The following is a 25011-nucleotide window of genomic DNA, read 5'->3' as shown; positions in this document are numbered from 1 at the left end:
GCGGGGCTGGTGGCGGCCCGCACGAGCACCGGGCGCGGTGGGTTGTCGGCGGGCGACAGTAGGGTGGTGGGCATGGCAGACCCCTCCACCTACCGCCCCAAGCCGGGACAGATCCCCGACTCGCCGGGGGTCTACAAATTCCGCGACGAACACCGCCGGGTGATCTACGTCGGGAAGGCGAAGTCCCTGCGCCAGCGGCTCGCCAACTACTTCCAGCCACTGACGAGTCTGCACCCCCGCACGGCCACGATGGTCACCACGGCCGCCTCCGTGGAGTGGACCGTCGTCGCCACCGAAGTCGAGGCGTTGCAGCTCGAATACTCCTGGATCAAGGAGTTCGACCCCCGCTTCAACGTCAAGTACCGCGACGACAAGAGCTATCCCTACCTCGCGGTGACGATGAACGAGGAGTTCCCCCGCGTCCAGGTCATGCGCGGCGCCAAGAAGAAGGGCGTGCGCTACTTCGGCCCGTACGGGCAGGCCTGGGCGATCCGCGAGACCGTCGACCTGATGCTGCGCGTCTTCCCGGTCCGCACCTGCTCGGCCGGCGTGTTCAAGCGCTCGGCCCAGATCGGCCGCCCCTGCCTGCTCGGCTACATCGGCAAGTGCGCGGCGCCCTGCGTCGGTCGCGTCACCCCCGAGGAACACCGCGAACTGGCCGAGGACTTCTGCGACTTCATGGCCGGCCGCACCGGCGCCCATCTGCGCCGCGTCGAGCAGGACATGATGGCCGCGGCCGAGGACATGGAGTACGAGCGCGCGGCGCGGCTGCGCGACGACCGGGAGGCGCTGCGCAAGGCGCTGGAGAAGAACGCGGTCGTCTTCACCGACGCCACCGACGCCGACCTCATCGCGGTCGCCGAGGACGAGCTGGAGGCAGCCGTCCAGATCTTCCACGTGCGCGGCGGCCGGGTGCGGGGCCAGCGCGGCTGGGTCACCGACAAGGTCGAGGCGGTCGACACCGCGGGCCTGGTCGAGCACGCGCTCCAGCAGCTGTACGGGGAGGAGAGCGGCGACACCGTACCCAAGGAGGTCCTGGTCCCGGCGCTGCCCGAGGACGCGGACGCGGTGAGCGGCTGGCTCGCCGGGCGGCGCGGGTCCAACGTCTCGCTGCGCATTCCGCAGCGCGGCGACAAGAAGGCCCTGATGGTGACGGTCGGGCGCAATGCCCAGCAGGCCCTCATGCTGCACAAGACCAAGCGCGCGTCCGACCTCACGACGCGCTCGCGCGCCCTGGAGGAGATCGCCGCCGCCCTGGAGCTCGACAGCGCGCCGCTGCGCATCGAGTGCTTCGACATCTCGCACCTCCAGGGTGACGACGTCGTGGCGTCGATGGTCGTCTTCGAGGACGGTCTGGCGCGCAAGAGCGAGTACCGGCGCTTCCAGATCAAGGGCTTCGAGGGCCAGGACGACGTGCGGTCCATGCACGAGGTGATCAGCCGCCGCTTCAAGCGGTATCTGGCCGAGAAGGCGCGGACGGGGGAGTGGGTCGAGGACGAGGCCCAGGAGAGCGGCGACGCGAACCCCGCGCCCGAGACGCCCGCCCCGGCATCCGACCCCGGCCCCGGCCCCGGCGACCTCGGCGACCCCGGCGACCGGGGCCCCGACCCCGCGTCGACGCCCGTGCCCGTCCCGCCCCCCGGCGAGGTCTCCGCGTTCCAGGAGGAGGACGGGCGGCCCAAGCGGTTCGCCTATCCGCCGCAGCTTCTCGTCGTGGACGGCGGGCAGCCGCAGGTCGCCGCCGCGCAGCGGGCCCTGGACGAGCTGGGCATCGACGACATCGCCGTCTGCGGGCTCGCCAAGCGGCTCGAAGAGGTCTGGGTGCCGGGCGAGGACGACCCCGTGGTGCTGCCCCGCACCAGTGAGGGCCTGTACCTGCTGCAACGGGTGCGTGACGAGGCGCACCGGTTCGCCATCACCTACCAGCGCGCCAAACGGGCCAAGCGCTTCAGGGCGGGGCCGCTGGATGCCGTGCCCGGCCTCGGCGACACCCGCAAACACGCCCTGATCAAGCACTTCGGCTCGGTCAAGCGGCTCCGGTCGGCGACAATCGAGGAGATCTGCGAGGTGCCCGGCATAGGCCGCAAGACGGCCGAGACCATTGCCGCGGCCCTCGCCGGGGCCGCTCCGGCCGCGCCCGCCGTCAACACGGCGACAGGAGAGATCATGGAAGAGGACGACGGGGGCAGCACGCCATGAACGAGCAGCAGCACGATGAAGACCGAGAAGCGGGAGTACACGTGAGTACGGGCACGACCACCGAGGCCGGCGGGGCCGATGCGCCCATCCCCGAGCTGGTGATCATCTCCGGTATGTCGGGTGCCGGGCGCAGCACCGCCGCGAAGTGCCTGGAGGACCTGGGCTGGTTCGTCGTCGACAACCTGCCGCCCGCGCTGATCCCGACGATGGTCGAGCTCGGCGCCCGCTCCCAGGGCAATGTGGCGCGGATCGCCGTCGTCGTGGATGTACGCGGCCGCCGGTTCTTCGACAATCTGCGCGAGTCGCTGGCCGATCTCGACGCCAAGGAGGTCACGCGCCGGATCGTCTTTTTGGAGTCCTCCGACGACGCGCTCGTACGGCGCTTCGAGTCGGTGCGCCGCCCGCATCCGCTCCAGGGCGACGGCCGGATCGTGGACGGCATCGCCGCCGAGCGCGACCTGCTGCGCGAGTTGCGCGGCGACGCCGACCTGGTGATCGACACCTCCAGCCTCAACGTGCACGAGCTGCGCGCCAAGATGGACGCCCAGTTCGCCGGCGACGAGGAGCCGGAGCTGCGCGCCACCGTCATGTCGTTCGGCTACAAGTACGGCCTGCCGGTCGACGCCGACCTGGTGGTCGACTGCCGCTTCCTGCCCAACCCGCACTGGGTCCCGGAGCTGCGGCCGTTCACCGGCCTCAACGAGGAGGTGTCGGGCTATGTCTTCAACCAGCCCGGCGCCAAGCAGTTCCTCGACCAGTACAGCGAGCTGCTTCAGCTCATCGCGGCGGGCTACCGCCGTGAGGGCAAGCGGTATGTGACGATCGCGGTGGGCTGCACCGGCGGGAAGCACCGTTCGGTGGCCATGTCGGAGAAGCTGGCCGCCCGCCTCGCCTCCGAGGGGATCGAGACCGTCGTCGTACACCGGGACATGGGGCGCGAGTGAAGGTGTACCGCCGGCGCACCGTCGGACCGGGGCTGCGCACCGGTCGCAAGCGGGGCGCCCAGCCCAAGGTCGTCGCGCTCGGCGGCGGCATGGGCCTTTCGGCCTCGCTCGCCGCGCTGCGCCGGATCACCGGCGATCTTACCGCCGTCGTCACGGTCGCCGACGACGGCGGCTCCAGCGGCCGGCTCCGCGACGAGCTGGGCGTGCTGCCGCCGGGCGACCTGCGCAAGGCGCTGGCCGCGCTGTGCGGGGACGACGACTGGGGCCAGACCTGGGCCCGGGTGATCCAGCACCGCTTCCAGTCCAAGGGCGAGCTGCACGAGCACGCCGTGGGCAACCTCCTGATCGTCGCCCTGTGGGAGCAGCTGGGCGATCATGTGCAGGCTCTCGACCTGGTCGGCAAGCTGCTCGGCGCCCAGGGCCGGGTGCTGCCGATGTCGGCGGTGCCGCTGGAGCTCGAAGCCCTCGTACGGGGTCATGACGTGGGGCGGCCCGACGACGTGGACACCGTGCGCGGGCAGGCCACGGTGGCGCTCACCCCGGGCGAGGTGCTGTCCGTGCGGCTCGTCCCGCACGATCCGCCGGCCGTTCCCGAGGCGGTCGCCGCCGTGCTCGACGCGGACTGGGTGGTGCTCGGTCCCGGCTCCTGGTTCTCCTCCGTCATCCCGCATCTGATGGTGCCCGAACTGCTCGACGCGCTCACCGAGACCAAGGCCCGCCGTGTCCTCTCGTTGAACCTCGCGCCACAACCGGGTGAAACCGATGGGTTCTCACCGCAGCGTCATTTGGAGGTTTTGGGACGACACGCCCCTAAACTCGCCTTCGACGTGGTGCTGGCCGATGTGGCCGCCGTGCCCGACCGGGGGAGCCTGACCGAAGCCGCGAAACGGCTCGGAGCCGAGGTCGAGCTGGCGCCCGTGGCCAGGCCCGATGGTTCTCCGAAGCACGATCCGGAGCTGTTGGCCGCCGCGTACGACCGTATTTTTCGGATGCATGGAAGGATCGGCCCATGGCGATGACGCCGGCGGTGAAGGACGAGATTTCCCGGCTGCCCGTCACCCGGACCTGCTGTCGGAAGGCGGAGGTCTCGGCGATTCTTCGATTCGCGGGCGGGCTGCACCTGGTGAGCGGCCGCATTGTGATCGAGGCGGAGCTGGACACCGCGATGGCGGCACGCCGGCTCAAGCGGGACATTCTGGAGATCTTCGGGCACAGCTCCGAGCTGATCGTGATGGCCCCGGGCGGTCTGCGCAGGGGCTCGCGCTTCGTCGTACGGGTCGTGGCGGGCGGCGACCAGCTGGCCCGCCAGACCGGGCTCGTCGACGGGCGCGGCCGGCCCATCCGGGGCCTGCCGCCCCAGGTGGTGTCGGGCGCCACCTGTGACGCCGAGGCCGCCTGGCGCGGCGCGTTCCTGGCGCACGGCTCGCTGACCGAGCCGGGCCGTTCCTCGTCCCTCGAAGTGACCTGCCCGGGCCCGGAGGCGGCCCTCGCCCTGGTCGGCGCCGCGCGGCGGCTCCAGATCGCGGCCAAGGCGCGCGAGGTCCGCGGTGTGGACCGGGTGGTCGTCCGTGACGGTGACGCGATCGGCGCGCTCCTGACGCGGCTCGGCGCGCACGAGTCGGTGCTGGCCTGGGAGGAGCGGCGGATGCGCCGCGAGGTCCGCGCCACCGCCAACCGCCTGGCCAACTTCGACGACGCCAATCTGCGCCGCTCGGCCCGGGCCGCGGTCGCCGCGGGGGCCCGGGTCCAGCGCGCCCTGGAGATCCTGGCCGACGAGGTGCCCGAGCACCTGGCGGCCGCCGGCCGGCTGCGCATGGAGCACAAGCAGGCATCCCTTGAGGAGCTGGGCGCGCTCGCCGACCCGCCGCTGACCAAGGACGCGGTCGCGGGCCGGATCCGGCGCCTGCTGGCGATGGCCGACAAGCGGGCCCAGGACCTGGGCATCCCCGGCACGGAGTCCAATTTGACGGAGGAGATGGCGGACGGCCTGGTCGGCTGAGCGGCCCTCCCCGGCCTCGTCCGCGACAACTGCCGTGATCCGGCGCCCACTTGGTGGGCGCCGGCCGCCGTTTCCGGCCGGTCCGGCGCGAACCGGCGCGGTATTGACATGATCATGAAGAGTCATGAGCCTGGCGTCTGTCCACGTCCGTGGCACACATCAGCAAGGGGGGCTCATGAGACGAAGAGCGAGAGCGGTCCTCGCCGCCGCGTCACTCCTGACGGCGGGGCTGGTGGCGGCGCCCGCCGCCGCCCAGGCCCGGCCGGGCGGAGCCGACGGCGAGGGCATCGTCGTCTGGAACGCCCAGGTCAGCCGCGCACAGTTGCCGCTGCTCCTGGAGGCGGGCGCCGACGCCCAGGAACTGGGCGCGGACCTGCCCGCCAAGGGCGCCGCGGGAGTCGAGCTCTACCTCACCAAGACCCAGGCCGACGCCCTGCGCGGCAAGGGCGTCGACCTCACCGAGCGCAAGGTCTCCGCCCAGGCCCGCAGCCGCCTCAAGGCCGCGGGCGACGGCGTGTTCCGCCCCTACAGCGGCAAGGGCGGCCTCAAGCAGGAGATCCTGGACACCGGCAAGGCCAACCCGTCCCTGACCAAGGTCGAGTCGATCGGCAAGACGGTCGACGGCCAGGACATCCTCGCCCTCAAGCTCACCAAGGGCGCGACCAGGTCCAAGGACGGCTCCAAGCCCGCCACGCTGTACATGTCCAACCAGCACGCGCGGGAGTGGATCACCCCGGAGATGACCCGGCGGCTGATGCACTACTACCTCGACAACTACGGCAAGGACCCGCGCGTCACCAAGATCGTGGACTCCACCGAGCTGTGGTTCGTGCTCTCCGCCAACCCGGACGGCTACGACTACACCTTCACGCCCGGCAACCGCCTGTGGCGCAAGAACCTCCGCGACAACAACGGCGACGGCAAAATAACCTCGGTCGACGGCGTCGACCCGAACCGCAACTTCCCCTACAAGTGGGGCTACGACAACGAGGGTTCCTCCGACGACCCCTCCAACGAGACCTACCGGGGACCGAGCGCGGGCAGCGAGCCCGAGACCAAGGCGCTCGACTCCTTCGAGAAGCGGATCCACTTCAACTACGCGATCAACTACCACTCGGCGGCCGAGCTGCTGCTGTACGGAGTGGGCTGGCAGGTCGCCACGCCGACGCCCGACGACGTCCTGTACAAGTCGCTGGCCGGCACCCCCGACAAGCCGGCCATCCCCGGCTACCTCTCGGAGGTCTCCTCCGCGCTGTACACCACCAACGGGGAGGCCGACGGGCATGCGGCGAACGTCAACGGCACCATGATGTTCACCCCGGAGATGTCGACGTGCACCACCGCCTCCAACGTGGACCCCAACGACGCGTGGAACGCGGCGGACTGCCCCTCCGACTTCAATTTCCCCGACAGCGAGAAGCTGATCCAGGGCGAGTTCGAGAAGAACATCCCCTTCGCGCTCTCGGTCGCCGAGACCTCCGCCCACCCCGACCGGCCCTCCTCCTCGGTCGGCATCGACGCGCCCGACTTCACGCCGGACACGTTCGCGACGTCGTACACGCGCGACGACGACCAGGAAGTCGCCGTCACCGTACGCAAGTCGGTGCGCGACAAGACCCTCAACTACCGGATCAACAACGGCCGCAGGCACACCGAGGAGCTGGAGCCCTGGAAGGGCGGCGAGGTCTTCGGCGGCGAGGACAACATCCGCTTCGACCAGTACCGCGCCAAGGTCGAGGGCGCGGACGCCGGCGACAAGGTCGAGGTGTGGTTCACCGGCACCACCGCCGCGGGCGACAGGACGTCCAGTACGCCCTTCACGTACACGGTGGCCGGCCGGCCCGGGGGCGACACCCTGGTCCTCGCCGACGAGGGCGGCGCCGCCCCCGCCAAGAACGCCGCGCTCTACACCAGGGCGCTCGCCGACAACGGCGTGAAGGCGGCGGTGTGGGACGTGGCGACCCAGGGCGCCCCGAGCGCGCTCGGTGTGCTCAGCCACTTCCGCACCGTCCTCTGGTACACCGGCGGCGACCCCGCGAGGGCGCCGTCGGCCGCCACCACGTTCGCCGTACGCGACTTCGTCAACGAGGGCGGCAAGCTGATCAACGCAGGTGCGCAGGCCGGCGGCAGCGTCGACCTCGGCGCCGGTGCCCTGTCCGACGACTTCTCGCAGTACTACCTCGGCGCCTACAACAAGGCCGGGCTCGCCTCCCCGCCCGCCTTCGCCGGGGCCGGGAAACTCGCGGGCGCGAAGGCCCCGCTGGGCGCGGCGAGCGGCAGCCCGCTGACGGCGGCCGGCGCGTACACCATCACCTCCGACACCCTCAAGCCCGACCGGTTCCCGCAGTTCCACAGCGCCTCCGCCGGTGACTACCCCGGGGCGCGCACGTCCTTCGAGCCCGCCGAGGGCTCCTGGTTCGCGGCGGCGCGCCACAGCGACGACGCCTACATGCGGCTCGCCCGCACCGTCGATCTCGCGGGGACGACGGCCGCCCGGAAGCCGAGCCTGGACTTCCAGCTCAGCTACGACACCGAACCCGGTTACGACCAGGTGATCGTCGAGGCGCACACGGTGGGCCAGGACGACTGGACGACGCTCGCGGACACCCACGGGGCCAGCACCACCAGCGTGCCCAGCCAGTGCGAACAGGGCTTCCTGCTCAAGGACCACCCCTTCTTGACGCACTACCTCACCCCCGGCTCGCCCGCCTGCGCGGGCTCTGGCACCAGCGGCGTCTGGAACCGGTTCACCGGCTCCTCCAACGGCTGGCGGCAGGTGTCCTTCGACCTCGGCGCGTACGCGGGCAAGCAGGTCGAGGTCGCCGTCTCCTATGTGTCCGACCCGGGCACCGGGGGCCTCGGCGCCTTCGTCGACGACACCCGGCTCGTGGTCGGCGGCGCGCCGCAGGGGGCCGAGGGCTTCGAGACCTCGCTGGGGCCCTGGAGCGTTTTGGGGGCGCCGGCCGGCAGTCCCGGCAACCGGGGGGACTGGGCGCGCTCGCAGGCGCTCTTCCACTCCTCGGCCGCCGTCAGCACCCGCGACACCGTTCTGCTCGGATTCGGCCTGGAAAACATCACTTCGTCCTCCGCCCGCAAGCAGGTGATCGAAAAAGCACTCCACGCGCTTGACCGCTGACAGCACGTAGCGAAATAGGGTGTCCGGGGGTCCGTACCCGCACGAGGTAGGGGCCTCCGGGCCGTTCCGGGCGTGATTTCGGAACCATACGGGCGCTCTGATGTCACCTTGGCGGCCCCGGGGAGGTAGGGTCGTAAGCGGTCGGGGACATCCCATACAACTCGCCGGCGTCGAGTACCCGGCGTACCTAACGAGGAGATCGGTTCGTGACGATCCGCGTAGGCATCAACGGCTTCGGCCGCATCGGGCGCAACTACTTCCGGGCGCTCCTTGAGCAGGGTGCAGACATCGAGATCGTGGCTGTCAACGACCTTGGTGACACCGCGACCACTGCTCACCTCCTGAAGTACGACACCATCCTGGGCCGCCTCAAGGCCGAGGTCACCCACACCGCCGACACCATCACGGTCGACGGCCACACCATCAAGGTGCTCTCCGAGCGCGACCCGGCCGACATCCCCTGGGGTCAGCTGGGCGTCGACATCGTCATCGAGTCGACCGGCATCTTCACCAAGAAGGCCGACGCCGCAAAGCACATCGCGGGCGGCGCGAAGAAGGTCCTCATCTCGGCTCCGGCCAAGGACGAGGACATCACCATCGTGATGGGCGTCAACCAGGACAAGTACGACGCGGCCAACCACCACGTCATCTCCAACGCCTCCTGCACCACCAACTGTGTGGCGCCGATGGCCAAGGTCCTCGACGAGAACTTCGGCATCGTCAAGGGTCTGATGACGACGGTCCACGCGTACACCAACGACCAGCGCATCCTGGACTTCCCGCACTCGGACCTGCGCCGCGCCCGCGCCGCCGCCGAGAACATCATTCCGACCACGACCGGTGCCGCCAAGGCCACCGCTCTGGTCCTGCCGCAGCTCAAGGGCAAGCTCGACGGCATCGCGATGCGCGTCCCGGTCCCGACCGGTTCGGCCACCGACCTGGTCGTGGAGCTCCAGCGCGAGGTCACCAAGGACGAGGTCAACGCCGCGTTCAAGAAGGCCGCGGGCGACGGCGACCTGAAGAACATCCTTTACTACACCGAGGACCCGATCGTCTCCTCCGACATCGTGGGCGACCCGGCGTCCTGCACCTTCGACTCCTCCCTGACCATGGTCCAGGAGGGCAAGACGGTGAAGATCCTCGGCTGGTACGACAATGAGTGGGGCTACTCCAACCGCCTCGTGGACCTGACCGTCTTCGTCGGCGGCCAGCTCTGACCACGGTCCGGTAGGCATTGATGTGAGCCACAGGGCCCGGGCAGCGCGATGATGCGCTGTGCGGGCCCTGTCGCCTGTCCTGACCGCCCCGACTCGTACCATTCAAGGAGCCACCCTCACATGAAGACGATCGACGAACTTCTCGCCGAAGGCGTCGCGGGCAAGCGGGTATTCGTCCGCGCCGACCTCAACGTGCCGCTGGCCGAAGGCCGCATCACCGACGACGGCCGCATCCGCGCCGTGCTCCCCACCCTTCAGGCGCTGCTCGCTGCCGACGCCAAGGTCGTCGTGGCCTCGCACCTGGGCCGTCCCAAGGGCGCCCCGGACCCGCAGTTCTCGCTTCTGCCCGCCGCCGAGCGGCTTGGCGAACTCCTGGGCGCGCCGGTCGCGTTCGCCCAGGACACCGTCGGCGCCGCCGCCCACGACGCGGTCGACGGGCTTGAGCCCGGCCAGGTCGCGGTCATCGAGAACCTGCGCTTCAACGCCGGCGAGACGGCCAAGGACGACGCCGAGCGCGGCGCCTTCGCCGACCAGCTCGCCGCCCTCGCCGATGTGTACGTCGGCGACGGCTTCGGCGCGGTGCACCGCAAGCACGCCTCCGTCTTCGACCTGCCGGCGCGCCTGCCGCACTACGCGGGCCACCTCATCGCCACCGAGGTCGGCGTCCTGAGGAAGCTGACCGAGGACGTCAAGCGCCCCTACACGGTCGTGCTCGGCGGCGCCAAGGTCTCCGACAAGCTCGCGGTCATCGACGAACTGCTCGGCAAGGCCGACCGCCTGCTGATCGGCGGCGGTATGGCGTACACCTTCCTCAAGGCCCAGGGGCACGAGGTCGGCATCTCCCTGCTCCAGGAGGACCAGATCCCGGTCGTCAAGGAGTACATGGAGCGCGCCGAGAAGAGCGGTGTGGAGCTGGTGCTCCCGGTCGACGTGCTGGTCTCCAAGGACTTCCCCGACCTGAAGACCAAGGCGCCGGCCGACTTCGAGACCGTCGACGCGGACAAGATCCCCGCGGACAAGGAGGGCCTGGACATCGGCCCCAGGACCCGCGAGCTGTTCGCTTCGAAGATCACCGACGCCGAGACCGTGTTCTGGAACGGCCCCGTAGGCGTCGCCGAACACCCCGACTACGCCGGCGGCACCGCCGCCGTCGCGCAGGCGCTGCTCGACAGCAAGGGCTTCACCGTGGTCGGCGGTGGCGACTCCGCCGCGGCCGTCCGTAACCTGGGCTTCGACGAGACGAAGTTCGGACACATCTCGACCGGTGGCGGCGCGAGCCTCGAATACCTCGAGGGCAAGACGCTTCCCGGCCTCGCCGCACTGGAGGACTGAACACCTGTGAGCACCCGTACCCCGCTGATGGCGGGCAACTGGAAGATGAACCTCAACCACCTCGAGGCCATCGCGCACGTCCAGAAGCTCGCCTTCGCACTCGCCGACAAGGACTACGACGCCGTCGAGGTCGCCGTCCTGCCGCCCTTCGTCGACCTGCGCTCCGTGCAGACCCTGGTCGACGGCGACAAGCTCAAGATCAAGTACGGCGCCCAGGACATCTCGGCGCACGAATCCGGTGCCTACACCGGTGAGATCTCGGGCGCGATGCTGGCCAAGCTGAAGTGCGCCTACGTCGCCGTGGGCCACTCCGAGCGCCGGCAGTACCACGGCGAGAGCGACGAGCTCTGCAACGCCAAGGTGAAGGCCGCCTTCCAGCACGGCCTGACCCCGATCCTCTGCGTCGGCGAGGGCCTGGACGTCCGCAAGGCCGGCGAGCAGGTCCCCTACACGCTGGCCCAGCTCGACGGCGCCCTCAAGGACGTCCCCGCCGAGCAGGCCGAGTCCATCGTGATCGCCTACGAGCCGGTCTGGGCGATCGGCACCGGCGAGGTCGCCACCCCCGAGGACGCCCAGGAGGTGTGCGGGGCGATCCGCGCGCGCCTGGCCGAGCTGTACTCGCAGGAGCTCGCCGACAAGGTGCGCATCCAGTACGGCGGCTCGGTGAAGTCCGGGAACGTCGCCGCGATCATGGCTCAGCCGGACGTCGACGGAGCCCTGATCGGAGGCGCCGCACTGGACGCCGACGAGTTCGTCAAGATCGTCCGCTTCCGCGACCAGTAAGTATGCGGTAGCGCGGATCCGTCGTACCCTTGCGGGGGCCGGGACAGGGATTGTGGAATGTCCCCCCGGCCCCCGTCGCCATATCAGTCCTAGGAAGTTGGTCCAGCCGTGATTGTCGGGTTCTCGATTGCCCTGATCGTCTTCAGCCTGCTGCTGATGCTGCTGGTGCTGATGCACAAGGGAAAGGGTGGCGGCCTCTCCGACATGTTCGGCGGTGGTATGCAGTCCTCCGTCGGCGGCTCCTCGGTCGCCGAGCGCAATCTCGACCGCATCACCATCGTGATCGGTCTGTTGTGGTTCGCGTGCATTGTCGTACTTGGTCTGCTGATGAAGCTCAAGTAAAGCGTCGTCATCCGGCGTTTCGGGGGTGGGGTGTAACTCCAATCGCTGGACGCGCGTTGGGCCTTACGTAGACTGGGGCATCTTCGAGCACCATCACGCAGGGAGTTACGACCGTGGCAAGTGGCAACGCGATCCGGGGAAGCCGGGTCGGAGCGGGGCCGATGGGCGAGGCCGAGCGGGGCGAGTCCGCGCCGCGCCTGCGCATCTCCTTCTGGTGCTCCAACGGGCACGAGACGCAGCCGAGCTTCGCCAGTGACGCACAGGTTCCGGAGACGTGGGACTGCCCGCGCTGCGGATTCCCCGCGGGACAGGACCGGGACAACCCGCCGGACCCGCCACGCACCGAGCCGTACAAGACCCACCTGGCGTACGTACGGGAGCGCCGCAGCGACGCGGACGGCGAGGCGATCCTCGCGGAAGCACTCGCCAAGCTGCGGGGCGAGATCTGACGGATGAAGGGCCCACGGGATGAACTCGGTTCATCCGCAGGGCCCTTCGGTGCGTCCGGGGCACAAGCCCCGCCCGCTCACGCCTTCCTTCTTCTTTTTCTGGTTCTCCTTCGCACGGCCTTTCTCCTGGCTTCTTCGCGCCTGATACCGCCGCGCTGATTCCTGCCCGCGCCGCCTGATCAATTAGGTTGGAGGGGCAGCGGGGCAAAGGTACGCACGTACGAGTAGAAGTGGGCTGATGCCGCAGATGAACGCAGGAAGCCGTACCAGGCTCAACCAGATGCCCGAGTGGACCGCACTGGGCAAGCACCGGGAGCAGTTGGGCCGGACCCATCTGCGCGAGCTGTTCGCCGCCGAGCCCGACCGGGGCACCGCCTACACCCTGCGGGTCGGCGACCTCCACCTCGACTACTCCAAGCACCTGGTGACCGGCGAAACCCTCGCGCTCCTGCGCGAGCTGGCCGCGGCCACCGACGTCGAGGGGCTGCGGGACGCCATGTTCCGCGGCGAGAAGATCAACACCACCGAGGACCGCGCCGTCCTGCACACCGCGCTGCGCGCCCCGCGCGACGCGGTGATCGAGGTCGACGGCGAGAACGTGGTGCCCGGCGTCCACGAAGTCCTGGACAAGATGGCCGCGTTCTCGGCGAAGATCCGCTCGGGCGAGTGGACCGGCCACACCGGCAAGCCCATCAAGAACGTCGTCAACATCGGCATCGGCGGCTCCGACCTCGGTCCCGCCATGGCCTACGAGGCCCTGAAGTCGTTCAGCGACCGGGACCTGACGGTCCGTTTCGTCTCCAACGTGGACGGCGCCGATCTGCACGAGGCGGTCCGCGACCTGGACGCCGCCGAGACACTGTTCATCATCGCGTCCAAGACGTTCACCACCATCGAGACCATCACCAACGCCACCTCGGCCCGCGACTGGCTGCTCACCGAGCTGAGGGCCGGTCAGGACGCCGTCGCCCGGCACTTCGTGGCCCTGTCGACCAACGCCGAGAAGGTCGCCGACTTCGGCATCGACACGGCCAACATGTTCGGCTTCTGGGACTGGGTCGGCGGACGGTACTCCTTCGACTCCGCCATCGGTCTCTCGCTGATGATCGCGATCGGCTCCGACCGGTTCCGCGAGATGCTGGACGGTTTCCACCTGGTCGACGAGCACTTCCGTACCGCGCCCGCCGAGTCCAACGCGCCGTTGCTGATGGGCCTGTTGGGGGTGTGGTACGGGGCGTTCTTCGACGCCCAGTCGCACGCGGTGCTGCCCTACAGCCACTACCTGTCGAAGTTCACCGCCTACCTCCAGCAGCTCGACATGGAGTCCAACGGCAAGTCGGTGGACCGCGACGGCAACCCGGTCGACTGGGAGACAGGTCCTGTGGTGTGGGGCACCCCGGGCACCAACGGGCAGCACGCGTACTACCAGTTGATCCATCAGGGCACCAAGGTCATCCCGGCCGACTTCATCGGCTTCGCGGAGCCCGTCGCCGGCCTGCTGCCGGGCCTCGTCGCCCAGCACGACCTCCTGATGGCCAACTTCTTCGCCCAGACGCAGGCCCTTGCCTTCGGCAAGACCCCCGATGAGGTGCGCGCCGAGGGCGTGTCCGAAGAGCTCGTGCCGCACAAGACCTTCCGGGGCAACCACCCCACCACCACGATCCTGGCCAAGGAGCTGACCCCCTCGGTCCTCGGCCAGCTCATCGCGCTGTACGAGCACAAGGTGTTCGTCCAGGGCGCCGTGTGGAACATCGACTCCTTCGACCAGTGGGGCGTCGAGCTCGGCAAGGTCCTCGCCAAGCGGGTCGAGCCCGCCCTGACCGAGGGTGCCGACGTGCCGGGCCTGGACGCCTCCAGCAAGGCCCTGGTCGCCACGTACCGTTCGCTGCGCGGCCGTTGAGCCGCTGAGGCGCCCGTAACGGCCAACGGCCCGGTCCGCCCCCGAGTGGGGGAGGGCCGGGCCGTTCGCATCGGGCCTCGGGCGTCAGGCGGACGCCGGGGGATACAGCGACCTGGGCAGCTGGGAGGCGGCGGCCGCGTCCAGGAGCCACAGGGTGCGGGCGCGACCGTAGGCACCGGCCGCCGGGGCCTGCACCTCGCCCGCACCCGACAGGGCCATCTTCGCCGCGCCCGCCTTGTCCTCGCCGGCCGCGAGCAGCCACACCTCGCGGGCCGCCCGGATCGCCGGGAGGGTGAGCGAGATCCGCGTGGGCGGCGGCTTCGGAGCGCCGTGCACCCCGACCACCATCCGCTCGGTCTCCCGCACCCCGGGCAGCTCCGGGAACAGCGACGCCACATGGGTGTCGGGGCCGACGCCCAGCATCAGCACGTCGAACGTCGGCACCGGGCCGTGGTCCTCGGGACCCGCGGCACGGGCGAGTTCGGCCGCGTAGGCGGCGGCCGCCGCATCCGCGTCGTTGCCGTACGCGCCGCCGGCCGCCGGCATCGCGTGGACCCGCCCGGGGTCCAGCGGCACCGCGTCGAGCAGCGCCGCACGGGCCTGGGTGTGGTTGCGCTCGGGGTCACCGTCGGGCACGAACCGCTCGTCACCCCACCACAGGTCGAGACGCGACCAGTCGATCGCGTCCCGGGCCGGCGAGGAGGCAAGGGCCGCGAGCAGCCCGTTGCCGTTGCGGCCGCCGGTGAGGACCACCGAGGCCCAGCCGCGCGAGGCCTGCGCATCCACGACCTTGGTGATGAGGCGGGCCGCCGCTGCCTCGGCCATCAGCTCCTTGTCACGGTGGACGACGAGCTGCGGTGTGCTCACTTGGCCGCTGCCTTCTTGGCCGGCGCCGCCTTCTTCGCCGGCGCCGCCTTGGCCTCGGCGTCGTCGGGGCTGTCCTTGCCGGCCCCCGCGGTCTTCTCCTCCAGGCCGTGGCCGAGCTTGTCGACGCCGTACCTCAACGCGGAGGCGTAGGTGTCGTCGGGGTCCAGGCGGCGCAGTTCCTCCGCGATGAGCTCGGAGGTCTCGCGGCGCTTGAGGGCCACCGCGCGGTCCGGCTGGCCCCGCATGGACAGCGTGGCGAGCGAGCCGTCCGCGCGGTCCAGGACGATCGGGCCGCCGTCCGTCTCCAGGCGTACGGCGGTGAGGCCCGGGCCCTGCGAGAGGGAGCGCCTGACCGGCACGTCGAGGCGGTCGGCGAGCCACATCCCGAGCAGTTCGCAGCTCGGGTTGAACTCCTCGCCCTCCACCTCGGCGGCGGTGACCTTGCAGGCCACCTGGTCGAGAGCGGCGGCCAGCATCGAGCGCCAGGGCGTGATGCGGGTCCAGGAGAGGTCGGTGTCGCCGGGGGTGTACGCCTCGGCGCGCGCGGACAGCTCCTGGATCGGCTGCTCGGCCGTGTAGGTGTCGGTCACCCGGCGCTGGGCGAGCGCGCCCAGGGGGTCCTGTGCCGGGTCGGTCGGGGCGTTCACCGGCCACCACACGACGACCGGCGCGTCCGGCAGGAGCAGCGGAAGGACCACCGACTGGGCGTGGTTGAGCACTTCGCCGTACATGCGCAGCATCACCGTCTCACCGGTGCCGGCGTCCGCGCCGACGCGTACTTCGGCGTCGAGGCGGGAGCCGGTGCGGTCGCGCGGCGAGCGCGAGACGCGCTTGATGACGACGAGCGTGCGCGAGGGGTGCTCGCGCGAGGCGTCGCTCGCCGCGCGCAGGGCGTCGTAGGCGTTCTCCTCGTCGGTGACGATGACGAGCGTGAGCACCATGCCGACGGCGGGGGTGCCCACCGCCCTGCGTCCCTGCACGAGCGCCTTGTTGATCTTGCTGGACGTGGTGTCCGTAAGGTCGATCTTCATGGCCGGCGCCAGCTCCGTCCGTCTCGTGCGAGCATGTCGTCCGCCTCGGCGGGACCCCAGGTCCCCGAGGGGTACTGGGCGGGCTTGCCGTGGGCGTCCCAGTACTTCTCGATCGGGTCGAGGATCTTCCAGGACAGCTCGACCTCCTCCACGCGCGGGAAGAGGTTGGAGTCGCCCAGCAGGACGTCCAGGATGAGGCGTTCGTAGGCCTCGGGGCTCGACTCCGTGAAGGACTCGCCATAGGCGAAGTCCATGGAGACGTCGCGCACCTCCATCGAGGTGCCCGGCACCTTGGAGCCGAAGCGCACCGTCACGCCCTCGTCCGGCTGCACCCGGATGACCAGGGCGTTCTGGCCCAGCTCCTCCGTCGCGGTGTGGTCGAAGGGGGAGTGCGGGGCGCGCTGGAAGACCACCGCGATCTCGGTGACGCGCCGGCCGAGCCGCTTGCCGGTGCGCAGGTAGAACGGGACGCCCGCCCAGCGGCGGTTGTCGATCTCCAGCTTGATCGCGGCGTAGGTGTCGGTGTTCGACTTGGGGTCGATGCCGTCTTCCTGGAGGTAGCCGACGGCCTTCTCGCCGCCCTGCCACCCGGCCGCGTACTGGGCCCGCACGGTGGAGGCGCCGAGGTCCTTGGGCAGCCGTACCGCGCCGAGCACCTTGGTCTTCTCCGCCGCAAGCGCGTCCGCGTCGAAGGAGGCGGGCTCCTCCATCGCGGTCAGCGCCATCAGCTGGAGCAGGTGGTTCTGGATGACGTCGCGGGCCGCGCCGATGCCGTCGTAGTAGCCGGCCCGGCCGCCGATGCCGATGTCCTCGGCCATCGTGATCTGTACGTGGTCGACGTAGGAGCGGTTCCACAGCGGCTCGAACATGGTGTTCGCGAACCGCAGCGCCAGGATGTTCTGGACGGTCTCCTTGCCCAGGTAGTGGTCGATGCGGAAGACCTCGTTGGGCGGGAAGACCTCGTGCACGACCTGGTTCAGCTCCTCGGCGGAGACCAGGTCGTGGCCGAAGGGCTTCTCGATGACCGCGCGGCGCCAGGAGCCGTCCTTCTGGTCGGCGAGCCCGTGCTTCTTGAGCTGCTGGACGACCTTGGGGAAGAACTTCGGCGGCACCGACAGGTAGAAGGCGTAATTGCCGCCCGTGCCCTGCGCCTTGTCGAGCTCCTGGACCGTGGACTTCAGCGTCTCGAAGGCCTCGTCGTCGTCGAAGTCGCCCTGGACGAAGCGCATCCCCTGGATGAGCTGCTGCCAGACCTCCTCACGGAACGGCGTACGGGCGTGCGCCTTGACCGCGTCGTGGACCTCTTGGGCGAAGTCCTCGTCCTGCCACTCGCGGCGGGCGAAACCGATCAGGGAAAAGCCCGGCGGCAGCAGACCCCGGTTGGCGAGGTCATAGACGGCGGGCATCAACTTTTTACGGGACAAATCGCCCGTGACGCCGAAGATCACCAGGCCCGACGGCCCCGCGATGCGCGGGAGCCGTCGGTCTGCTGCGTCACGGAGCGGATTCGCTTGGCGAATCGCGGTCAAGATTTACGCCTCCGAGGGTGCGAGGCGCTTGAGCTCCGCCTCGGTGGACTTGAGCAGGTCGTTCCAGGCGCCTTCGAACTTCTCCACGCCCTCGTCCTCGAGGAGCCGCACGACCTCGTCGTAGGAGATCCCCAGCTTCTCGACGGCGTCGAGGTCGGCACGCGCCTGCTCGTAGGTGCCGGTCACCGTGTCGCCGGTGATCTGCCCGTGGTCGGCGGCGGCCTCCAAGGTGGCCTCCGGCATGGTGTTGACCGTGTTGGGCGCCACCAGGTCGTCCACGTACAGGGTGTCCTTGTACGCCTTGTCCTTGACGCCGGTGGAGGCCCACAGCGGGCGCTGCTTGTTGGCGTGCGCCTTGTCGAGCGCGGCCCAGCGGTCGGAGGCGAAGACCTCCTCGTACGCCTGGTAGGCCAGGCGCGCGTTGGCCAGACCGGCCTTGCCGCGGGCGGCCTTGGCCTCGTCGGTGCCGAGCGCGTCGATCCGCTTGTCGATCTCGGTGTCCACGCGGGACACGAAGAAGGACGCCACGGAGTGGATCTTCGAGAGGTCCAGGCCGCGCTCCTTGGCCTTCTCCAGGCCGGTGAGGTAGGCGTCCATGACCTTGCGGTAGCGCTCGAGCGAGAAGATCAGCGTGACGTTGACGCTGATGCCGAGACCGATGGTCTCGGCGATCGCCGGCAGACCCGCCTCGGTGGCCGGGATCTTGATGAGCGTGTTGGGCCGGTCCACCAGCCACGCCAGCTGCTTGGCCTCGGCGACCGTGGCGCGGGTGTTGTGCGCCAGGCGCGGGTCGACCTCGATGGAGACCCGGCCGTCCTGGCCGTCGGTGGCGTCGAAGACCGGGCGCAGGATGTCGGCGGCGTCCCTCACGTCAGCCGTCGTGATCATGCGGATGGCTTCTTCGACGGTCACCTCGCGGGCCGCGAGGTCGGTCAGCTGGGTGTCGTAGCCGTCACCCTGGCTGATCGCCTTCTGGAAGATGGACGGGTTGGTGGTGACGCCCACCACGTGCGACTGGTCGATCAGCTCGGCCAGGTTGCCGGACGTGATCCGCTTGCGCGACAGGTCGTCGAGCCAGATCGCGACGCCTTCGTCGGAGAGGCGCTTGAGTGCGTCTGTCATGAGAAATGCATCTCCTACTAGTTCGTATACCGGCGTCAGCGCGCGGCGGCTTCCAGAGATTCCCGGGCGGCGGCGGCCACGTGGTCGGCGGTGAAGCCGAACTCCTTGAACAGGACCTTGGCGTCCGCCGAAGCGCCGAAGTGCTCCAGCGAGACGATGCGGCCCGCGTCACCGACGAAGCGGTGCCAGGTCAGACCGATGCCGGCCTCGACCGCGACGCGCGCCTTGACCGACGGCGGAAGGACGCTGTCCTTGTACGCCTGGTCCTGGCTCTCGAACCACTCCACGCACGGCATCGAGACCACGCGGGTCGGGACGCCGGCGGCCTGGAGCTGCTCGCGCGCCTCGACGGCGAGCTGCACCTCGGAGCCGGTGCCGATGAGCACGACCTGCGCGTCGCCGCCCTCGGCGTCCACGAGCACGTAACCGCCCTTGGCGGCGTCCTCGTTGACCTCGTAGGTCGGCACGCCCTGGCGGGTCAGCACGAGGCCGTGCGGGGCCCCCCTGCCGTACACCTTGGTGTAGCGCTTGAGGATTTCGCGCCAGGCGATGGCGGTCTCGTTGGCGTCCGCGGGGCGGACCACGTTGAGGCCGGGGATGGCGCGCAGCGAGGCCAGGTGCTCGACCGGCTGGTGCGTCGGGCCGTCCTCGCCAAGGCCGATGGAGTCGTGCGTCCACACGTACGTCACCGGCAGGTGCATCAGGGCCGACAGGCGCACGGCGTTGCGCATGTAGTCGGAGAACACCAGGAAGGTGCCGCCGTAGACGCGGGTGTGGCCGTGCAGCGCGATGCCGTTCATCTCCGCGGCCATGGAGTGCTCACGGATGCCGAAGTGCACGGTGCGCCCGTACGGGTCGGCCTCGGGCAGCGGGTTGCCGGCCGGCAGGAACGACGACGTCTTGTCGATGGTCGTGTTGTTCGAGCCGGCGAGGTCGGCGGAGCCGCCCCACAGCTCGGGCACGACCGCGCCGAGCGCCTGGAGGACCTTGCCGGACGCGGCACGGGTGGCGACGGCCTTGCCGGTCTCGAAGACGGGAAGGTGCGACTCCCAGCCCTCGGGCAGCTCGCCCGCGTTGACGCGGTCGAACTCGGCGGCGCGCTCGGGGTTGGCGGTGCGCCACGCGGCGAAGGCCTTCTCCCACTCGGCCTTGGCCTCGCGGCCCCGGTCGAGCGCCTTGCGGGTGTGCGCCAGGACCTCGTCGGCGACGTCGAAGGACTTCTCCGGGTCGAAGCCGAGGACGCGCTTGGTGGCGGCCACCTCGTCGTCGCCGAGCGCCGAGCCGTGCGCGGCCTCGGTGTTCTGCGCGTGCGGGGCGGGCCAGGCGATGATCGAGCGCATCGCGATGAACGAAGGGCGGTCGGTGACGGCCTTGGCGGCCTCGATGGCGTCGTACAGCGCCTCCGGGTCCAGGTCGCCGTCGGGCTTGGGCGCCACGCGCTGGACGTGCCAGCCGTACGCCTCGTACCGCTTGACGGTGTCCTCGGAGACGGCGGTCTCGGTGTCGCCCTCGATCGAGATGTGGTTGTCGTCCCACAGCAGGATCAGGTTGCCGAGCTTCTGGTGACCGGCGAGCGAGGACGCCTCGGAGGAGATGCCCTCCTGGAGGCAGCCGTCGCCGGCGATCGCGAAGACGAAGTGGTCGAACGGGGAGGTGCCGGGGGCCGCCTCCGGGTCGAAGAGGCCGCGCTCGTAGCGGGCGGCCATCGCCATGCCCACGGCGTTGGCGACACCCTGGCCCAGCGGGCCCGTGGTCGTCTCGACGCCGGTGGTGTGGCCGTACTCCGGGTGGCCGGGGGTCTTGGAACCCCAGGTCCGAAACGCCTTCAGGTCATCCAGCTCCAGGCCGAAACCGGCCAGGTACAGCTGGATGTAGAGGGTCAGGGACGAGTGGCCCGCCGAGAGGACGAAACGGTCGCGTCCGACCCAGTCGGCGTCCGCCGGGTCGTGCCGCATCACCTTCTGGAAGAGGGTGTACGCGGCCGGGGACAGGCTCATCGCCGTACCGGGATGGCCGTTGCCGACCTTCTGTACGGCATCCGCGGCCAGTACCCGGCCGGTGTCAACGGCCCGCTGGTCCAGCTCGGTCCACTGGAGGTCTGTGGTGGTCGGCTTGGTGCTCACCCTGAGTCAGGGCTCCTCTCCACATGTCGTATCCCGGTGACTGAGGGCGCACCGGGCGTTGTCGAGCCTACCCCCGCAGGAACGCTCATCTTTTCGACCGACTGCACGGCGAGACGGACATGTCCAGGGTGCCGGGGAGCGGCGAAATCCGCCTCCTGACGAACCGTCCCCAACACGACCCCACCCCCGGGGATGGCGGCGTATGGGCAACGTCTACAGTGGCGTGGTACGCGCAAGTCTTTACCGGGCCTTCACGTCCGGGAACGTCCCGGATCACCGGGGACTTGCTGGGAATTCTCTGTCAGGGGTGTGCGTGACGGCCGTCGAGTCCCGACCCGCAGGGGTCGTCTTGACTCCCAGCCCGGGGGGCCATCGGCCGTTCGGGGCCCGCGTCAAGGCCTTTGTGGCGCTGACCAAGCCACGAATCATCGAACTGCTGCTCATCACCACCATTCCGGTGATGTTCCTGGCCGAACAGGGCGTTCCTCCGCTGTGGCTGGTCTTCGCGACCACACTGGGCGGGTACCTCTCAGCGGGCGGCGCAAACGCCCTGAACATGTACATCGACCGCGACATCGACGCGCTGATGGACCGCACGTCGCAGCGTCCGCTGGTGACGGGCATGGTCTCGCCGCGCGAATGCCTGGTCTTCGGCATCTCGCTGGCGGTCATCTCCACGCTGTGGTTCGGCCTCCTGGTCAACTGGTTCTCGGCGGCCCTCTCGCTCGGCGCGCTGCTCTTCTACGTCGTCGTGTACACGATGCTGCTCAAGCGCCGGACCTCGCAGAACATCGTCTGGGGCGGCATCGCGGGCTGTCTGCCGGTGCTCATCGGCTGGTCCTCGGTCACCAACTCGATGTCGTGGGCGCCGGTCATCCTCTTCCTCGTGATGTTCTTCTGGACGCCGCCGCACTACTGGCCGCTGTCCATGAAGGTCAAGGAGGACTACGCGCGGGTCGGCGTGCCGATGCTGCCGGTGGTCGCCTCCAACAAGGTCGTGGCCCGCCAGATCGTGATCTACAGCTGGGTGATGGTCGCCGTCTCGCTGCTGCTGACCCCGCTCGGCTACACCGGCTGGTTCTACACGGCCGTCGCGCTGGTCTCGGGCGGCTGGTGGCTGTGGGAGGCGCACGCGCTCCAGTCCCGCGCCAGGAACGAGACGACCGGCGCCAAGCTCAAGGAGATGCGCCTGTTCCACTGGTCCATCACCTATGTCTCGCTGCTCTTCGTGGCCGTCGCGGTGGACCCGTTCCTGCGCTGAGCGGCCGGTGAACGCGTGGAGGGGCCAGTGGCGCAAGCCACTGGCCCCTCTTCTCGCTCCTGGATCTACCCGCTAGTAGCATCGCGGCATGGCAGACACCCAGGTTGCAGACACCCCGGTTGACGACAAGCAGGGCGCGAAGGCCGAACGGCACGCGGTCAGGCTGGCCCGCGCGATCGGCTCCTTCGCCAAGGAGCACGGCGGCGCCGAGGGCCAGGTGGCGTACATCGGCCAGAAGGGCGCCCGCATCGTGCTGGTGGGCGAGGACGGCGGCTGGGGCGACCTGGTGGCCCCGAGCCACGCCGTCGCGCTGAGCGCCGTGGCGAAGTCCGGCATCACCCTTCACGAGGACTTCGACGGCGAGTTCGCCGCCAAGGTGAGGACCGGGCCCTACGAGTGGTCCCGCATGGCCGGCATCCAGCTCGGCGGTCCGAAGAACAGCTGAGCGAGACGCGGAGCAACACCGATCCGGGGCTCACCCGTTAGGAGGGGTGCAAGCGCGTCCACCGCAGGGAGCCCCGGATGATCGACACCCCGCCCCTGGTGGACCAGTACTGCCACGGCATCCTGCGCACCGAGCTCGGCCTCGGAACCTTCGAGACGGCGCTCGGCCGCACCGGGACGCTGCCCGCCCCCGGCACCACCTTCTTCGACACCCAGACCGGTTTCGCGGTACGCCGCTGGTGCCCCCCGCTCCTGGATCTGGAGCCGCACTGCCCGCCGGCCCGCTATCTGGCCCGCCGGCGCGAGCTGGGCGCCATCGAGGCGGGCAGACGCCTGCTCAGGGGCTCGGGAATTTCCACCTATCTGGTGGACACCGGCGTGCCGGGCGACCTCACCGCGCCCCACGAGATCGCCGCCGCGGGCGCGGCCGACGCCCACGAGATCGTGTGCCTCGAACTCCTGGCCGAGCAGGTCGCCGACACCTCGGGGAGCGTCGCGTCCTTCCTCGCCAACCTCGCCGAAGCCGTCCACACCGCGGCGGCGTCCGCCGTCGCCTTCGCCTGCGTGACGGGCGCCCGCGCCGAACTCGACCCGCGCCCGCCCGGGCCCGGTGAGGTGCGCGGCGCGGCCGGACGGTGGCTCGCGGGCCGGCGCCGGCACGGTCGCCTCGACGACCCGGTGCTCCTGCGCCATCTGCTGTGGAACGCCGTCGCGAGCGGACGCCCGCTCCAGCTCCAGCTGGGGATGGCCGACCCGATGCCGCTGGCCGCGTTCGCGGACGCGACGAGTGGGCTCGGCACCGATCTGGTGCTGCTGCACGGCTATCCCTACCACCGCCAGGCCGCCCATCTGGCGGGCGTCCATCCGCATGTGTACACCGACGCAGGGCCGGCCCTGGTCCGCACCGGGGCGCGGGCCGCGGGCGTCCTGGCGGAGATCATGGAGCTGGCCCCGTTCGGGAAGGTGCTCTACTCCAGCGGGGCCTGGGGGCTGCCCGAACTCCATGTGGTGGGGGCCCGGCTGTTCTCGCAGGCGCTCGGCCGGGTGCTCGGCGGCTGGGTGGCCGATGGCGCGTGGTCGGGCGGGGACGCGCGGCGGGTGGCGGAGATGATCGCGGCGGGCAACGCGCGGCGCGTCTACGGGCTCGCGGGCGCGGCGTAGAGGAGTGGGCGGGGCGTGGAGAGCGGGCGGGACCGCCTCGCCCGGGCCGCCGGACGATGGGCCCGGCGGCGCTCGTCCGGAGGGTCAGGCGTGGCTGAGGGCGGGATCGGCCTGCGCCGGGAGCTCCGCCGTGACCTCGGGCCGCTCGCGCAGCGAGAGCAGCACCCGCAGCACGGCGATCCACACCAGGCACGAGCCCAGCATGTGCAGCCCGACCAGGATCTCGGGCGTCTTCAGGAAGTACTGGACGTAACCGATCACGCCCTGGCCCAGCAGGACGAGGAACAGGTCGCGGGCCCGGGCGCGGGGCCCGGGCGGCGCGTCGACGGCCTTGAGGACGAACCACAGCGCGACGGCGAGCGCCACCACGATCCAGGCGAGGTCCGCGTGCAGCTGGGTGATCATCGTCCAGTCCAGCGGGATGCGCGCCACGTCCTTGGAGTCGCCGGGGTGGCGGCCGGTGCCGGTGACGATCGTGCCGACCGCGATCAGGGCGGCCGACGCGCCCACCAGGAGCCAGGTCAGCTGGACAACCGCCTTGCCCACCAGGGGCCTTGGCGCGCCGTCGCCCTCCCGCGCGCGCTGCCAGGTGACGACGGCCACCGCGATGAGCGCGCTGGAGAGCAGGAAGTGGGCGGCCACCGTGTACGGGTTGAGGCCGACCAGGACGACGATGCCGCCGAGGACCGCGTTGCCCATGACCACCCAGAACTGCACCCAGCCGAGCCGGGTCAGCGGACGCCGCCAGGGCTTCGCCGAGCGGGCCGCGATGATCGCCCAGCCGACCGCCGCGCACAGGACGTACGTCAGCATCCGGTTGGTGAACTCGATCGCGCCGCGAAAGCCCATCTCGCTGGTGGCGGTCAGGCTGTCGCTCGTGCACTTGGGCCAGGTCGGGCAGCCGAGGCCGGAGCCGGTGAGCCGCACCGCGCCGCCGGTCACCACGATGGCGACGGCCATGACGAGGGCGGCGAGGGCCGCGCGCCGCACGATCCGGGGGGACGCGGTCCAGCGCTGTGCGATGAAGAGAAGCGGATTGCGGGCCGCTGCGGTCACATCGGCGCGGGTCACTTTCGGCATGGGCCCTATCGTAAGGGCCCGTTTGTGCATGTTTTCACGAGGGGGTCCCGGCGGGTCCGCCACGTTCCGGCGGGTTCGCCACCGAGCGACGT

At 70.3% G+C, this 25011-nt stretch carries 20 protein-coding genes; 14 read left to right on the top strand and 6 right to left on the bottom strand.

Annotated features, from left to right (window positions below; translation table 11 throughout):
* Positions 1-72 precede the first annotated feature (72 nt).
* From uvrC to pgi, 11 genes are all read left to right on the top strand, one after another.
* Positions 73-2199 (top strand): excinuclease ABC subunit UvrC, encoded by a 2127-nt coding sequence (gene uvrC, locus ACFYM2_RS17000; protein WP_388457327.1) that lies wholly within the window; start codon positions 73-75, stop codon positions 2197-2199.
* Complete coding sequence (gene rapZ, locus ACFYM2_RS16995; protein ID WP_359007431.1) at positions 2196-3143, top strand: RNase adapter RapZ; 948 nt, start codon at positions 2196-2198, stop codon at positions 3141-3143. Before uvrC ends, rapZ begins: the two co-directional genes overlap by 4 nt.
* Positions 3032-4162, top strand: a complete 1131-nt coding sequence (yvcK, locus tag ACFYM2_RS16990; RefSeq protein WP_388837140.1) for a uridine diphosphate-N-acetylglucosamine-binding protein YvcK — start codon at positions 3032-3034, stop codon at positions 4160-4162. The genes rapZ and yvcK overlap by 112 nt, the downstream gene beginning before the upstream one ends.
* A complete protein-coding gene (whiA, locus tag ACFYM2_RS16985; protein ID WP_120724474.1) occupies positions 4153-5142 on the top strand; it encodes a DNA-binding protein WhiA in 990 nt (329 codons plus the stop codon). The genes yvcK and whiA overlap by 10 nt, the downstream gene beginning before the upstream one ends.
* 175 nt (positions 5143-5317) lie before the next feature.
* Entirely contained in the window at positions 5318-8278 is a 2961-nt protein-coding gene (locus ACFYM2_RS16980) for a M14 family zinc carboxypeptidase (protein ID WP_388836915.1), read from the top strand.
* 206 nt (positions 8279-8484) lie between these two features.
* Positions 8485-9495 (top strand): type I glyceraldehyde-3-phosphate dehydrogenase, encoded by a 1011-nt coding sequence (gene gap, locus ACFYM2_RS16975; protein WP_359007424.1) that lies wholly within the window; start codon positions 8485-8487, stop codon positions 9493-9495.
* A gap of 120 nt (positions 9496-9615) precedes the next feature.
* Entirely contained in the window at positions 9616-10827 is a 1212-nt protein-coding gene (locus ACFYM2_RS16970; RefSeq protein WP_359007421.1) for a phosphoglycerate kinase, read from the top strand.
* Between the two features lie 6 nt (positions 10828-10833).
* Entirely contained in the window at positions 10834-11610 is a 777-nt protein-coding gene (tpiA, locus tag ACFYM2_RS16965) for a triose-phosphate isomerase (RefSeq protein ID WP_359007418.1), read from the top strand.
* A gap of 108 nt (positions 11611-11718) precedes the next feature.
* Positions 11719-11952 (top strand): preprotein translocase subunit SecG, encoded by a 234-nt coding sequence (gene secG / locus ACFYM2_RS16960; RefSeq protein WP_261711188.1) that lies wholly within the window; start codon positions 11719-11721, stop codon positions 11950-11952.
* A 113-nt stretch (positions 11953-12065) separates the two neighbouring features.
* Positions 12066-12401, top strand: a complete 336-nt coding sequence (locus ACFYM2_RS16955) for an RNA polymerase-binding protein RbpA (RefSeq protein ID WP_003976875.1) — start codon at positions 12066-12068, stop codon at positions 12399-12401.
* A 247-nt stretch (positions 12402-12648) separates the two neighbouring features.
* Positions 12649-14301: a glucose-6-phosphate isomerase gene (gene pgi, locus ACFYM2_RS16950; protein WP_359007445.1), complete on the top strand. Its 1653-nt coding sequence runs from the start codon at positions 12649-12651 to the stop codon at positions 14299-14301.
* An 84-nt stretch (positions 14302-14385) separates the two neighbouring features.
* Here the strand turns inward: pgi and pgl are convergent, their stop codons facing one another.
* Genes pgl through tkt form a run of 5 tightly spaced genes read right to left on the bottom strand, consistent with a single transcriptional unit; the run spans position 14386 to position 20973 of the window.
* Complete coding sequence (gene pgl / locus ACFYM2_RS16945; protein ID WP_359007415.1) at positions 14386-15168, bottom strand: 6-phosphogluconolactonase; 783 nt, start codon at positions 15166-15168, stop codon at positions 14386-14388.
* Entirely contained in the window at positions 15165-16199 is a 1035-nt protein-coding gene (gene opcA / locus ACFYM2_RS16940; RefSeq protein ID WP_388836912.1) for a glucose-6-phosphate dehydrogenase assembly protein OpcA, read from the bottom strand. The genes pgl and opcA overlap by 4 nt, the downstream gene beginning before the upstream one ends.
* Positions 16196-17728 (bottom strand): glucose-6-phosphate dehydrogenase, encoded by a 1533-nt coding sequence (gene zwf / locus ACFYM2_RS16935; protein WP_359007410.1) that lies wholly within the window; start codon positions 17726-17728, stop codon positions 16196-16198. Before zwf ends, opcA begins: the two co-directional genes overlap by 4 nt.
* Before the next feature lie 3 nt (positions 17729-17731).
* Entirely contained in the window at positions 17732-18850 is a 1119-nt protein-coding gene (gene tal, locus ACFYM2_RS16930; RefSeq protein WP_359007407.1) for a transaldolase, read from the bottom strand.
* Between the two features lie 35 nt (positions 18851-18885).
* Positions 18886-20973 (bottom strand): transketolase, encoded by a 2088-nt coding sequence (gene tkt, locus ACFYM2_RS16925; protein ID WP_388836909.1) that lies wholly within the window; start codon positions 20971-20973, stop codon positions 18886-18888.
* Positions 20974-21280: 307 nt separating this feature from the next.
* Between tkt and ACFYM2_RS16920 the strand changes: the two genes are divergently transcribed.
* The 3 genes from ACFYM2_RS16920 to ACFYM2_RS16910 all read left to right on the top strand — a co-directional run bounded on the left by ACFYM2_RS16920 (position 21281) and on the right by ACFYM2_RS16910 (position 23839).
* Positions 21281-22234 carry a heme o synthase gene (locus ACFYM2_RS16920; RefSeq protein ID WP_359007401.1) on the top strand — a complete coding sequence of 318 codons (954 nt, stop codon included), beginning with the start codon at positions 21281-21283 and terminating at the stop codon, positions 22232-22234.
* A gap of 88 nt (positions 22235-22322) precedes the next feature.
* A complete protein-coding gene (locus ACFYM2_RS16915; RefSeq protein ID WP_359007398.1) occupies positions 22323-22679 on the top strand; it encodes a hypothetical protein in 357 nt (118 codons plus the stop codon).
* A gap of 77 nt (positions 22680-22756) precedes the next feature.
* Positions 22757-23839, top strand: a complete 1083-nt coding sequence (locus ACFYM2_RS16910; protein ID WP_388836906.1) for an amidohydrolase — start codon at positions 22757-22759, stop codon at positions 23837-23839.
* 84 nt (positions 23840-23923) lie between these two features.
* Here ACFYM2_RS16910 and ACFYM2_RS16905 read toward each other — a convergent pair whose 3' ends face one another.
* The gene (locus tag ACFYM2_RS16905) at positions 23924-24919 is read right to left on the bottom strand and encodes a heme A synthase (RefSeq protein ID WP_388457339.1); all 996 of its coding nucleotides are present in this window, start codon (positions 24917-24919) and stop codon (positions 23924-23926) included.
* Positions 24920-25011: the final 92 nt, after the last annotated feature.

Origin of the sequence: Streptomyces sp. NPDC006711 (genome assembly GCF_042869775.1) — a bacterium.
In the GTDB taxonomy this organism is placed as follows: Bacteria; Actinomycetota; Actinomycetes; order Streptomycetales; family Streptomycetaceae; genus Streptomyces.
Note: the sequence above shows the minus strand (reverse complement) of the source record. Positions and strands in the feature narration are given on the sequence as shown.

Excerpts from the sequence above, each read along its gene's own strand:
- uvrC (WP_388457327.1), top strand. The coding sequence starts at position 73 with ATGGCAGACCCCTCCACCTACCGCCCCAAGCCGGGACAGATCCCCGAC.
- rapZ (WP_359007431.1), top strand. The coding sequence starts at position 2,196 with ATGAACGAGCAGCAGCACGATGAAGACCGAGAAGCGGGAGTACACGTG.
- whiA (WP_120724474.1), top strand. The coding sequence starts at position 4,153 with ATGGCGATGACGCCGGCGGTGAAGGACGAGATTTCCCGGCTGCCCGTC.
- ACFYM2_RS16980 (WP_388836915.1), top strand. The coding sequence starts at position 5,318 with ATGAGACGAAGAGCGAGAGCGGTCCTCGCCGCCGCGTCACTCCTGACG.
- ACFYM2_RS16970 (WP_359007421.1), top strand. The coding sequence starts at position 9,616 with ATGAAGACGATCGACGAACTTCTCGCCGAAGGCGTCGCGGGCAAGCGG.
- pgi (WP_359007445.1), top strand. The coding sequence starts at position 12,649 with ATGAACGCAGGAAGCCGTACCAGGCTCAACCAGATGCCCGAGTGGACC.
- opcA (WP_388836912.1), bottom strand. The coding sequence starts at position 16,199 with ATGAAGATCGACCTTACGGACACCACGTCCAGCAAGATCAACAAGGCG.
- tal (WP_359007407.1), bottom strand. The coding sequence starts at position 18,850 with ATGACAGACGCACTCAAGCGCCTCTCCGACGAAGGCGTCGCGATCTGG.
- ACFYM2_RS16915 (WP_359007398.1), top strand. The coding sequence starts at position 22,323 with ATGGCAGACACCCAGGTTGCAGACACCCCGGTTGACGACAAGCAGGGC.
- ACFYM2_RS16910 (WP_388836906.1), top strand. The coding sequence starts at position 22,757 with ATGATCGACACCCCGCCCCTGGTGGACCAGTACTGCCACGGCATCCTG.
- ACFYM2_RS16905 (WP_388457339.1), bottom strand. The coding sequence starts at position 24,919 with ATGCCGAAAGTGACCCGCGCCGATGTGACCGCAGCGGCCCGCAATCCG.